Source organism: Erythrobacter sp. (assembly GCF_039988855.1).
Lineage (GTDB): Bacteria > Pseudomonadota > Alphaproteobacteria > Sphingomonadales > Sphingomonadaceae > Erythrobacter.
This window is the reverse complement of record NZ_JBDXIY010000015.1, coordinates 296,503-308,496: the sequence shown is the minus strand read 5'-3', so window position 1 is coordinate 308,496 and position 11,994 is coordinate 296,503. Positions and strand designations below refer to the sequence as shown.

General features: G+C 54.1%; 10 protein-coding genes. 4 read left to right on the top strand and 6 right to left on the bottom strand.

The window, feature by feature from the left end; all coding sequences use genetic code 11:
• Positions 1–46: 46 nt before the first annotated feature.
• Positions 47–1,864 carry a serine hydrolase gene (locus ABJ205_RS04340; protein WP_348157578.1) on the top strand — a complete coding sequence of 606 codons (1,818 nt, stop codon included), beginning with the start codon at positions 47–49 and terminating at the stop codon, positions 1,862–1,864.
• A gap of 166 nt (positions 1,865–2,030) precedes the next feature.
• Here ABJ205_RS04340 and ABJ205_RS04335 read toward each other — a convergent pair whose 3' ends face one another.
• The 3 genes from ABJ205_RS04335 to ABJ205_RS04325 form a co-directional block, all read right to left on the bottom strand.
• Positions 2,031–2,978, bottom strand: a complete 948-nt coding sequence (locus tag ABJ205_RS04335; RefSeq protein ID WP_348157575.1) for a tyrosine-type recombinase/integrase — start codon at positions 2,976–2,978, stop codon at positions 2,031–2,033.
• Between the two features lie 76 nt (positions 2,979–3,054).
• Entirely contained in the window at positions 3,055–3,351 is a 297-nt protein-coding gene (locus tag ABJ205_RS04330) for a hypothetical protein (protein WP_348157573.1), read from the bottom strand.
• A gap of 1,260 nt (positions 3,352–4,611) precedes the next feature.
• The gene (locus tag ABJ205_RS04325; protein ID WP_348157570.1) at positions 4,612–4,965 is read right to left on the bottom strand and encodes a hypothetical protein; all 354 of its coding nucleotides are present in this window, start codon (positions 4,963–4,965) and stop codon (positions 4,612–4,614) included.
• Between the two features lie 140 nt (positions 4,966–5,105).
• Here ABJ205_RS04325 and ABJ205_RS04320 point away from each other — a divergent pair, with 140 nt between their 5' ends.
• The 3 genes from ABJ205_RS04320 (at position 5,106) to ABJ205_RS04310 (ending at position 7,104) form a co-directional block, all read left to right on the top strand.
• Complete coding sequence (locus ABJ205_RS04320; protein ID WP_348510011.1) at positions 5,106–5,651, top strand: hypothetical protein; 546 nt, start codon at positions 5,106–5,108, stop codon at positions 5,649–5,651.
• Between the two features lie 134 nt (positions 5,652–5,785).
• A complete protein-coding gene (locus ABJ205_RS04315) occupies positions 5,786–6,187 on the top strand; it encodes a (deoxy)nucleoside triphosphate pyrophosphohydrolase (protein ID WP_348157567.1) in 402 nt (133 codons plus the stop codon).
• Positions 6,184–7,104 (top strand): HNH endonuclease, encoded by a 921-nt coding sequence (locus tag ABJ205_RS04310; RefSeq protein WP_348157565.1) that lies wholly within the window; start codon positions 6,184–6,186, stop codon positions 7,102–7,104. Before ABJ205_RS04315 ends, ABJ205_RS04310 begins: the two co-directional genes overlap by 4 nt.
• Before the next feature lie 211 nt (positions 7,105–7,315).
• On the opposite strand, the gene ABJ205_RS04305 is transcribed toward ABJ205_RS04310, so the two are convergent.
• The 3 genes from ABJ205_RS04305 to ABJ205_RS04295 all read right to left on the bottom strand — a co-directional run bounded on the left by ABJ205_RS04305 (position 7,316) and on the right by ABJ205_RS04295 (position 11,973).
• Complete coding sequence (locus ABJ205_RS04305; RefSeq protein WP_348157601.1) at positions 7,316–9,355, bottom strand: family 16 glycosylhydrolase; 2,040 nt, start codon at positions 9,353–9,355, stop codon at positions 7,316–7,318.
• Between the two features lie 85 nt (positions 9,356–9,440).
• Positions 9,441–10,343: a glycosyltransferase gene (locus ABJ205_RS04300; RefSeq protein WP_348157563.1), complete on the bottom strand. Its 903-nt coding sequence runs from the start codon at positions 10,341–10,343 to the stop codon at positions 9,441–9,443.
• Positions 10,321–11,973, bottom strand: coding sequence for a carbamoyltransferase C-terminal domain-containing protein (locus ABJ205_RS04295; protein ID WP_348157561.1), 1,653 nt, complete (start codon positions 11,971–11,973; stop codon positions 10,321–10,323). The genes ABJ205_RS04300 and ABJ205_RS04295 overlap by 23 nt, the downstream gene beginning before the upstream one ends.
• Positions 11,974–11,994 lie beyond the last annotated feature (21 nt).

Genomic DNA, 11,994 nt, shown 5'->3' with positions numbered 1-11,994 from the left:
AGTTTTGGCATGCGCAGCCCGCGTTATCAAAGTTTGGAAGAGGTTTATGAAAAAATTGATCGCTGCATTGTCGTTGATCGGAACCATTGCGATTTCGATCACTTCCGTTTCCATGGCCTCAAGCGCGCAGACTCCAATCGAACCGCCGCTTGGCCTTTGGTCATGGAGCGTGGAAACGAATGAAGGTTCAGTGAGCCTCAACGTCGAGAAGGTGGGCCAGCAATGGCAGGCAACCGTCGGGTCTGAAGCGGCGCATGTGGAATACAATCAGGGCACGATTTCTGTCGTTCAGACAGACGGAAGCAAATTTGTAGGCGAGTTATCTGCAGATCGGTCGCAACTGCGCGGTTATTGGTACCAACCAGCGCTAGAGGCTCACTACCAATATGTTGCTACACCAGCGGTCTTATCCGCAGCCGTGCCGGGCAGGTGGAGTGCCGAAGTCGCCATTCAACCCAGACCGTTCCACGTCTTTCTCGATATATTCGCAGGAGAAGACGCCCAAATCCATGCTGTCATCCGAAATCCCGAAGGCAACGAAATTCTTGGAGCCACCCGGTTTCGGTTGATCGCAGGGGATGACGGCGATGGTTGGATATTAGTGGCAGGAAGCGGTGATCGCGAACTGCGCCGTGACTTAGTCCAGATGAGTAGCGGCGAACTGGTTCTTGAACATGATAGCATCGGTAGGGCGATCACACTTGTTCCTGCTACCGGGGCGGCCGCAGACAAATATTATAGCCGCCCGATCAGCGATGGGCCCGTGCACCCCACATCGCCGCCTCTGCAAGATGGAAGTTGGCAAGTCGCGTCGCCCGCAGAAGCCGGTTTCGATCCGGCAGCACTGGCAGACTTAACCAGAGAGCTAGCGAGCGCCGATCCAAGGGATCGCCGGCCGCAAATGATCCATTCACTGCTCATTGCGCGGGGAGGTAAGCTGGTTTTTGAAGAATACTTCTTCGGACATAATAGCGAGACCCGGCATGATGTTCGATCGCTAGGAAAAGTGTTTGGGTCGGTGATGATCGGAGCGTTGCAACAACAAGGCCATGCAATCGATGCGACGCATAGGCCAATCCTAGATCTTTTCGAAAATTCCGGAGAGACGATAACGGAGACGCAAAAAGCCGACATCACGCTGGCGCACCTAATGACTTTCACTAGCGGACTTGATTGCAATGAAAGTTCCGAATCTGTGGGTTCAGAATCGCGTATGTGGGAGCAGCAGGATGAGGGAAACTATTGGCTCTACACGGCACGGCTCGCGATGCAGCATGATCCCGGTGCCCGCTTTGCCTATTGTTCGGGCAGTGCAAACCTTGTTGGCGCGTCCCTGCGCAGTTTCGGTCAGAAACCGGTTCACGAATTGTTCGGCGAACTGATCGCGCAGCCTCTGGATTTCGGTTCTTATCACTGGCCTTTGGCGCCAAACGGAGAAGGCTATCTAGGTGGCGGTGCCTATGTGCGCCCGCGTGACATACTCAAGATTGGTGCGATGTTTGCCGCAAACGGTGTGTGGAATGGCGAGCAGATCATTGACCCGGAGTGGGTCGAAGAATCGACCAGTCCCAAAATCGAAATTTCTCCCGAGACAACTGGATTGAGCGCTGAAGAATTTGGGAATAATTATGCCGGGGGGCAACAAGCCTATATTTGGCGCACCGATACTATTGAGGTCGGCGAACGAAGCTATGCGTCGTATGAAGCGAGCGGCAACGGAGGGCAGCTGTTGATCATAGTGCCGGAACTCGATTTGGTTGTTGGTTTTACAGGTGGGAATTATCGCATGGGCGGGATCTGGGGGCGCTGGAGCGATCGTATCGTTGGCGGACACATCATTCCTGCGATGATTGGAACAAACTAGCAGCGCCCCCCTAACTTAGGCTTTCAGTTCTGAGCTAGGGCATGATCTGCAATTTTTGCCCGCTGCAAGGCTGCATCTATGATAATCTGAAGCCTTTCGATCGTTGCATAGTGCATGTCCGCAACTGGGTCGTTGGCGGAATGTCAGCTTTTAGGCTGTTGGGCTGCTAAGCAGCCAGCAGCCCTCGCTCCATCTCGCCCATTAGGTCCACGTCCTTCGCGGGATCATGAAACAGGTGCCCATACACATCATATGTCATGGTGATGGATGAGTGCCCCAGCATGGTCTGAATTTTCTTAGGCGACCATCCTTGCTCTATGAACAGTGAGGCAGCAGCGTGACGCAAAGCATGTAGCGAGAAGCGAGGTTTGCCCTCCCCGTCAACGATACCGCACTTCACCATGAGCGGCGAGAATATGCGGTTGTAGATATTGGAATGCGTCTCGACATTTCCAGCACCGTTGGGGAAAACCAAGCCTTGCTCACCAGTTGGGCATGCAAGCTTCCACTCTTTCAGCACCGATGCCAGCTGCGGCCCCATTGGAATTTCACGCCGCCCTGCCCTGCTCTTGGTATTGCCCATTGCGCAATAGCGGTCGGCGCGCTGGTTTACAGTGATAATGCTGCGATCAAAGTCGATTGCAGCCCATGTCAGCCCTCGAAGCTCTGACATGCGCATACCAGTAAAGAGCGCCGTCATGATGAGCGGCTGGTGACGCGTCGGAGCATTCGCAATCAACGCCCTAATTTCATCCTTGGTCGGGAACACGCGTTCAGGGTCGTGTCGCTGTGATCGCCGCAGCTTAATTTCCCGGGCCACGTTCGATGTCACGTGATCGCGCTCTTGAGCGCAGCTTATGATCGAACGCAGCGTTGTCAGGCACTTTTTAGCCATTGCACGCGTGCTGTCTTCAAGCATGCTGTCGAGGAACTCGCGCACATCGGCGGCGGTCAAATCTGTGAGCAGCAGATGTCCTATCTTTGGTTCGATATGGTTTCGGACATGCCCGCGATATGAGTGCATGGTGGCACGTTCAAGCTGTTCAAGTTCGCAGCGAGCGAGCCAAATCTTAGCAGCTTCGGAGATTGTGATGACGTCAGTGGGAGTGATCATTTTCGTATATCCTAGATTATTGATTTATCCCATTATTCTAGGAGACACGGAGTGAACTGTCGGGGTGTTTTTTGTCCTATTCGCTGGGTTTTTTCGCCTCATCTATTGCGCGCTGACGCTTGATCAGACCGAGCACGATTGGGCCGAGGCTATTGATGTTCTCAAGAACGAAACGAAGCTTTTCATCCTTATCTGCTCGCAAATAGTGATAAGAAATCTGATCGGAACGCGATGCAGCTGAGCGCTTTTTTCGATAACCCATTAACACTGCCGCTGCGTAAACGGTTATCTCACCGCGCTTGATCTTATCGATCAAATCCTGCCGCCCATCGTTCTTCAATCGCCGGAGATAATCTGAGTTTGTTCCTGCCATGCTGACCCAAGTTGACCTAAACTGACCAAAATTGCCGAAATTCGGCTGCCCGATGCATGTAGACACGTCTACGTATACATGTCAAGAAGTCGATCAATGCCGGCCAACTAATCCAATTTTTCTAGGTCAAATGCGCTCTGAAAGAGCAGTTTTCAGTCCGAGATTAGGCTGGGATGTGGTATACTCAATGCAAGTCGAAATTGGCCCACGACAGACGGTTTTGCCACCGCGCGTTGTCATAGCACAAGGGTTTCAGCCGCACGCCCTGCGGCAACACGGTAGCCGGGAATAAGACCGGAGCCGAGCGAGTGCACGCAATGGGAAAATCAGCCGCTACCAACGGCTGGTGAAAGCCCTGCTCTCACCGCCGAGAGTGAAAGCAAACACCAAGAAGGGGGTTAAAGTCCCCTCCCCTGTGAGAATTGAAGGAAAGTTCAGCGGGGTGCTTCCAGCATGCGCTGGATAACCGGACTGGCCGAGAGGCCGGGGGCTCGGAGCATATAGGTCGGTAAGGAGTCCCGCCGACCTGAGTTTGCGGCTCAACTCATTGCTCTTCACCACTTCGACGGGAAAACCCAAGAATGACCCTCTGCGCTTACGATGATCTCTTTTCGTGGGCGCAGGGGGATTATAGACTTCTTTGGGAAGGTTACACTTCACTTTCCAACCAACAAATCATCTTCAAATCTAAAGAACGATGCTGCGCAGCAGCAGCGTTCCGTCGCCGGGCGAAGCCCGGTGACAACATTCCCATGGGAACCAAAGAAACCCCAGCCTCTCTCATGCAAACAATCTTCAAATAATCTGCATGGGAAGATAGTTTCCGCAAACCCATGCTTTCCCATCAAACCTGCGAACACCGAAGGTAGGTTCCTCTCTTTCCGCTGATAGTATGTTCCGATCAAAGCAGGTTCTTTTCGACAAGCTCAATCATCGCGGCGTTGTCACTATGGGGTCGCATGGGTCTCACACTTTTCTGGGAAAGCATGGGATTGCGTGCGAAGCGCCTACATTATCAATCAACATGCGTTCCAATGGGTTTTACCCTTCACTTCGGTGCTCAAGAAATCTCGGTATTCCAGTGTTTTTACGTGATCATGGGAATCCATGCAGGTTGACGCGGTCAACTTAGCGCAACGAGTTCTCAGAATGTCTTCGGCGATCAAAGAAGTCCTAGGAGGCCATGGGATAAGCCATCCGGATGGCGCCTAAACCCCGGAGGATTTTGAGCTGGCGCCATCCACTGGCAGATCGGCGTTCCTATGTTTGCGGCAAAGGGCTGCACTGACGTTTCGACGCCTCGAAGTAGCCCCAGGCGTAATAGAGGTCATCTCTCAGCTTCTCCGGAACGATGCAGTCGGAAATCACCACCTCACAGAGGTTGGCGAACTTTGTGTAGAAGGTAAAAGGCGAGATAGCGCCCATCCGGAAATCCAAAAGTAGATCTTTAAAATCAAACTCAGTGTGATGGGCATACCAAATCAGATAGGCTTCTCCAGCTGCTTCGATTGCCGAGGGGCACTCGTTCTGAAGGATACCGCTGATCATACGCTTTCGCGTCCGAGCTTTAATTTCAGCTCGTCGATCCGCAATTGTCTTAGCGACATTATACATCGTAGAATTACTCCTTTGTTCAAGAATGAACCCACTGAGACCGTCTCGGTGAGGAGCCAGACCTTTTAACCACACTTTCTAGAAACACACTATGGATTTCTGTTGCAAAAATTGTCCGCGCTTAAATATGATTGGGCTTCATGGCGATAGACAAGGACAAACAGCGGGATCGGTGGCGCCGCAACAAACGCGACGAAAGAGCGCGAAAAAAAGCTGCAGAACCAAGCTTGCATGCAATTGAACCAGAGTTTGAAGCTAAGGTGTGGGAAGAGCGAGACCGTCGCCTTGCTAACTTTCCATGGGACTTACCGCCGCTCCCCGGGCGAAATTACTATCCCAGTAGAACGAGCGAAAGCTCATATCCTCTTATTTGTGATGTGTGGGCCGTCGTGACGCTGCTCGAACACCAATCAAGCGAGCGCAAGATCTCTGATGGGATGATTGCAGATGAACTTTGGTCGCGCGGCCGAAGATACAATCTCAAACATGGCTCGCTTCGAACGACGGTGAATAGAGCAAGGAGAGTAATCCATCACCTTCATTCGACCAAGCTTCGAGACGGTAATGGCTACTATTGGCCAAGATACCCACGGCAGGTTCCGGAATATGGCTCAGGTCTGAAACAGCGCGTCAGCCAAGTTATTGCGCTCCAATTTCCGGAGTTGTCGGCCGATCGTCTCAAATAACACTGCTAGTCAAACTTCATCCGAGCTTACCGAAAAGAGCTTGCCTTCGACCGGGTTACCAGCTCCATCAAAGGTATTTGAGGCTTACCGCCATCGGTAAGCTCATTTCGATAGCAGCTTAGCAAGGACTAGAAGTGAAGGAAGTTGCGGCGGCAATAGCGATCTCCGAAGGCAAGGTGCTTGTTACAAGGCGGGCGGCTGGTCAGAAACTGGCCGGCTATTGGGAATTTCCTGGTGGCAAGCTTGAACCAGGGGAAGACGTTCAAACATGCATTGAGCGCGAGCTTCAGGAAGAGCTTGGCGTTTCTTCGACCGCCGGTGAGGTCTTGACCGTCTCAGAATACACTTACCCTGGAGGAGCGATCTCACTAATCGCGATAGAAGTCTCGTTGCATAGCAGCGACTTCAGCTTAACCGTCCACGATGAGTATGCTTGGAGAACCCCGGAAGAGCTCCTGGAGTTAACTCTTGCTCCTGCTGACATCCCGATCGCAAAGAAGCTCCTAGACGCTAAGAAGAAGGATCTACAGGCATGAGATACTGGTGGGTCAATCAGAACCAAACCTACGAACATGAGGTCTCTGGCGGGTTCCTTTGGTCACCAAAGACGAACAAGAACGGCGCGCGAAATCAGTTCTACGATAACATGACGGAAGTCGCAGCTGACGATCTCGTATTCTCATTCTGCGACACGTTCATCAAAGCCGTCGGAACAGCGCAGGGCCGAGCGGAGTCTGCGATCAAGCCGGACTTTGGATCTGTTGGAGACCAGTGGGATGATGAAGGCTGGTTGGTGCCAGTCGAGTTCGAGGCAGCAAAGCGACAGATCAAGCCGAAGGATATCATCGATGATCTACGGCCACATATGGCGCCGAAGTATGCACCGCTTCAAGCGAACGGAAGCGGAAACCAAGGGGTATACCTGGCTGAAGTTTCCGAGGCTTTCGCCAAGGTGTTACTAAACGAGTTTGGCCCGCAATTCAGGAGCCTTGGCGAAGCAACGGCCGAGCCAGAGGATGACCTGGCTGATGAGAAAGCCGAAACGGCTCTGCAAGGGCGCACAGACATAGCTGCAACGCAAAAGAGCCAACTTGTCTCTTCGCGCCGGGGGCAAGGAATTTTCAGAGCCAATGTGAGATTGAACGAAAAAGGTTGCCGCCTGACTGGTGTCACAGATCCACGCTTCTTGATTGCTAGTCACATCAAGCCTTGGCGAGTATGCACCGATCAAGAGAAGCTCGATGGGTGCAATGGGCTACTTCTCTCGCCTCACGTGGACAAGCTGTTTGACTCTGGGTTCATCGGCTTTGCTGATGACGGAAGTGTCATTCGAAGCGATGAGTTGCCAGCGGCCGTTTGGGAATCGTGGCGCCTAGCAATGACAGCCGTGAAGCCGTTCAATGAGAAGCAACGCGAGTTTCTCGCTTATCATCGGGTCGAAATCCTAAAGTAGCCTGGCAGCTTCGCTGCCGGACAGGTTCTTATAGCGGTGGTAAACTCACGGTCGAATGGCGAGCGACTCTTGGGCCGTTAGCTGACCGACCGGTCTTAACCGAGAAAATGAGAAAGCCGACATTGCCGTTACATTCTTCGACTACGGATCGAACTCACTTCATGCGGACAATCGTCGGATCATTATGCAGACATGGCCACCCAGTACTGAGCTAACCCGAGATCGTTACGTTTCTGAACGCCGCTCTCGCGGGGAGGTGATCCTCGTCAATCGGTCCAGCAAGCTCCTGAGAACGCGGAGCCCACAAGTTGGCGTGGAGACGCATGGGAAGATGGGGCAACGGTGTTGGATCCCAGCCACGGCGCTCGTGAACGATCTTACCATCGACTGCCCATGCGATCAGTCCTGGACGCCAATCGATCGAGTAACGGTGGAATCCGTCGGTTGCATCGAAGCCGAGATCAATCCTGTAAGGGGTGCCTCGATAGCCAAATGCCATCGCGGTACCCTCATCGCCAGGATTAAAGTAGACGTTAACCAGCATCGCTCGCGGATCGTCTCCAACTATTTCGATGTCGATCTCTTGCCGCGGCCTGTCCCTATGAAGAAACAATCCTGTAATAAAACCTGATCCAGCGGCGGCCCTAATCTCGGCCTCGAAACGACCATGCATAAAGGACTCATTTGATGCGAATGCACCGGACCGAAACGGTCGTCGCCCTGTATGGGCCTTTTCGATCGTAAGATGCGTCCCCTCATTGTCATGGCTAACCCCCTCGACCGCAAACGACGCAAGGTTTCCCGGAAAAGTCTCAACCAGCGATGAAAACGACGCTTCGTCTGCATCGACGGTTGCTCGTGCCATCTGCGCACTGACGGGGTCATCAATTCCGACTGCACACCGCGGATGCCATCCATTCGGAGACGGAAGTACCCATGGGGAATCATCATGCGGGTCGGCTGGTCGGCTGGCCGCGGCTACATACTCCAAGCCCTCTTCACGCTCATGGCGAAACAGACGAAGGTCCCGCCGGGCACCGGCTGGAAAAGGTTCGGCAGGGTACGAAAGCCCGAGCAAATCGCAGAGAGGCTCCCACATGCTTTCGCCCAGTTGATGCTGGGGAAGCACAGCAGTCCGAGCCATTGGGAGGCGACCGAACTCTATACCTCGCCTGCCAGCGGCCCCCTCTTCCACAACGAACACCGCGCCCGTGCAAGCTACTGCCGAAGTCAATGCAGAATCCGTGAGGGGTGCATCGACGAGTCCATCGAACACTTCGAGCTGTTTTTGCAGCTCGTCGACTGAGAGTTTCTCTTCGTCTCCGTCAAAGGCACGGACGCGCAACCCTAGCATTGAGAGAGCCATCGCAAGCCCTTCTCGATCACCACCTGTGGACCAAGCCAAAACCGGGCGAGAATGCTTTTCTTCTGGCGCCATTGAACCAGAACCAGCGTCAACGATTCCGGCGCGCGCCAAATAGGGAAGGATAGAATACGAGTTGTCGGAAACACAGTCCTGCCGCTGTAGAATTGCCGGGGACGAGACTGCGAACGCGCCGAGCTGCTCGAACCGATAATTGATCCACATGTCGACCGGACCCACCACCGGCATCGCGCGAAGCAGCGACGCTGCACCTTCTCGAGACAGAACGTAACCGGAAAGGAACCAAAGGCCACGTACTGGTCGGAAGAGTGACGCGCAGGGATCGGCACGTTCGGCACTCCCGTCTGCATCTTGGTAAGAGAGGTAAAGAAGGTTCGGGCCGCCGTCGGCGCGGCATCGATCGAGCGCCGCGCGCCAGCCTCGATCAATGATTGCAGCGGCACCGTGCGTGAACCAGACATCGTCTTCCAGCACCAGCACATGCTCGTGGGAGCCCCTCGCTATGGTTTTCCACACCTCAACGTGTGACCTTGCGACTGCCACTTCCTGGTGCGTCATACGGATCGGTTCATCAGCGCCGAAGCATTCTTCCAGCCTAGCATCGGGCTGGACGTGAAGTTGATCTCCTAATCGGTAATTCGGGTCGACGTCAGCTGTGGCCGCTACCGCGCGACCGTCTCGAGCGTCCACAGCGGCAAATCGCGTTGCAATCGAAGTGAGAGGCTTGCCGTCGCAAGTCCGAAAGCGGCCGAGCTCACGGAGCATGCGGCGCCATCGAGTCGGTTGTCGATCAAGGTTTACGATCAAGATGGAACTGATTTTGTTGGGACCAGTGCCTAATGCACTGATTCTTCCGCCGGGAAACATGCTGACAGCGGCGCGCATCGCCCGGAAGACGAGGCTTAGCAGTTGGCCTGATCCTTCATTGAGATTCATGACTTTCCAAGGAGCCTCAGTTTGAGTCCATGTTGCGCCAGTTGCGCGAGTCGCCACGATAGGACAGATGCCAGCGCGTTTCTGCGATAGCTCCCCAGTCGCGCAGCAGCTCGAAGTCAAATAGATCACCCGCAGCTAACAAGTCGCGAGCATGTGCCGCCAAGGCAGCGGTGAAATTGCCAGGTCCGGTCGTCGATTGTATCTCCGGGAGCGGGTCGAAACCAAGCAAGCGGTTCGTTGCGCGGGTCAGGGCCCTCTGCAGAACAGGATGTCCCGGCGGTGCTGCGATAGGGTTGTTATTTAGGTAAAAGATGCGACCATTTGTTGGCAGGTCGACGCGCCATAATTCGGCGGCAGAGATCATTTGGCCGGTCGGGATATCGTAGCACAGTGGCTGGACCTTTAGCCGGCCATCATTAAACATATCCTTCCAGCCATCGCCAAGAAGTGCGTCATCTGCGTCGACATAGAAACCACCCTCTGCCAGGACGAAGCACATTCGAAGATAGTCGCTTCGCATCGCTGGATGCCGACAGCGTAAGAATGCCTTATGCTCACGTGAGCCGTACTGCTCGCCGATGTAGGCTAAAGCAGTTTTGTCGCAAAACATCCGCAGCTCGAACCCCTCTTCCGCGAGACGTTCCCAACTCGAGAGGCAGTCGCGCACGTCGTCAGGAAGGTCAGATGGATCATGCCAGTACCGAATGAGAGTGCGGGGGATCTTTTTGAGAGGCCTCGCCGATAAACTCGAAGGCTGATTTGGCGGCGGCACATACAAGGTGATGTCGCGAATGAAGGCGGAACGCAGCTCATCGCTCTCTTCAAATCCCGGCGGACAGGTGTCCATTATTGGCGTGTCGGTCTGAACTTGGGAGTCGGGCTGCAAGATGGCGTCCTCAAGTGCGGAGAGATCGATCATCCGCGCCAAAGCACGGTGCCGATATGGAAGCGGTTTCGAGATACGCTTGATAGCGTTTCGATTCTTTCAGCAGGTGCGCGCGTCCGTCGATAATAAAACCGTCAAGGCCGTGCCGAACGGCGTACGCGTCGAGGTCGGCAATGTTGTTGATGAGTCCCTTCCCGTTAAAGTTCAGGGAGGTGTTGCACAGCACGCCGTATCCGGTGCGAGCCTTAAAGGCGGTGAGGAGATCGTGAAGGTTCTGGTTAGAGGAAGGCGTAACCGTTTGGATGCGAGCGGTGCCATTCACATGCGTGACCGCCGCTAACGCATCGGTGGTCGCCTTGTAGGTGTAGAGCATGTGCGGGCTTTCCTGATGGCAGCCGAACAAGCGGGCAGCGTCTTCCATCAGACAAATCGGCGCGATAGGACGGAACTGCTCGCGCTGCTTTATTTCATTCAGCCGTTCTCTAGTGCTATCGTGAAACGGAGAGGCCAGAATTGATCTATTGCCAAGCGCACGGGGCCCGATCTCGTACCGACCGCTGACCCATCCGAGAATAAGATCATTTTCGAGTAGTTCCGCGATCTCGGCAAATTCCAAATCGCAAACGTCGTACCGATCGGCCTCGAACGTGCCATTCGGTTGAAACAATAGCCCCGAATAAACATCCCACTCGACCTTTGGGTTTCCTGAGAAATACAGCTGCGCGTCGATAGCTGTGCCGATTGCAGAGCCAGAATCGTTGGCGACGGGCGGTACAAATACGTCGGAGAATAGTCCGGTCTGCTTCCACTTTGTATTCCAGTCGCAGTTCAGACCGCAGCCGCCCGCGATTACCAAGGGGCGATTGGGTTTGAGTGTCTCTTTTGCAAAGCGATGGAATTTCTCAAATAGCGCGTCGCTGTAGATGCCGGCAAAATTTCGAAACTCAGGATCATCAAACCCGGCATTGTAGTGAGGTACGCCCGTAATATCTTCGTGGGACCCCAGTCCTTGGTAGCTAGGGTCGAGGAGGAATTCGAGCAGCTTGCTTTCCTCGGCTGTGGGCGTGCTGCGGGTCGAGAACGATGCGAGAGCCATCAGTTTCCCCGCATCCGAAAGGCGGGCATGCTTCCAATCCTTGGGAAAGGTCGGATCTGCAAGACCATAGAGCTGTCCGTAGCGATTGCCAGGTTCATCCAGCACGTCCGCAATGAGCCGGATGTTCGAGACTTCGTCGATCTCATAAAAGGCTCCAAGCTCACCCTCCCACACCAAAGCGTAGCAAGGCGTGCCCACTGGAACAGAGGACATTCCAAATGCGCATAAAATATGGGAGCGCTCGTGTGACGATGAGAAATAGCGTGTGGCCTTCTGCAGAAATCGCCGCTCGCCGACGATTATGTCCTCATCGCCGATCCCGCGATAATTCACGTGATTGGTCGAGCCCACCACTGACTCGTGGTGATCCCGGGGCCACCATCCACCCATGCAAATCACATCCGGTATGTCGTGTAGCTCCCCGATTGCCTGGAGTACATTGGAGCCAGAGATAGACGAGTAGCGGTAATTGGAGTCCTTTTCAGCTTCGATCGACAACTCCAAGCGCCCATCTATCAGACTGACGACCGCCCCGTCGTGGCCTGGATTGTAAGATAGAATCTTCATTGACCAGAGGCTCCCTCGCTC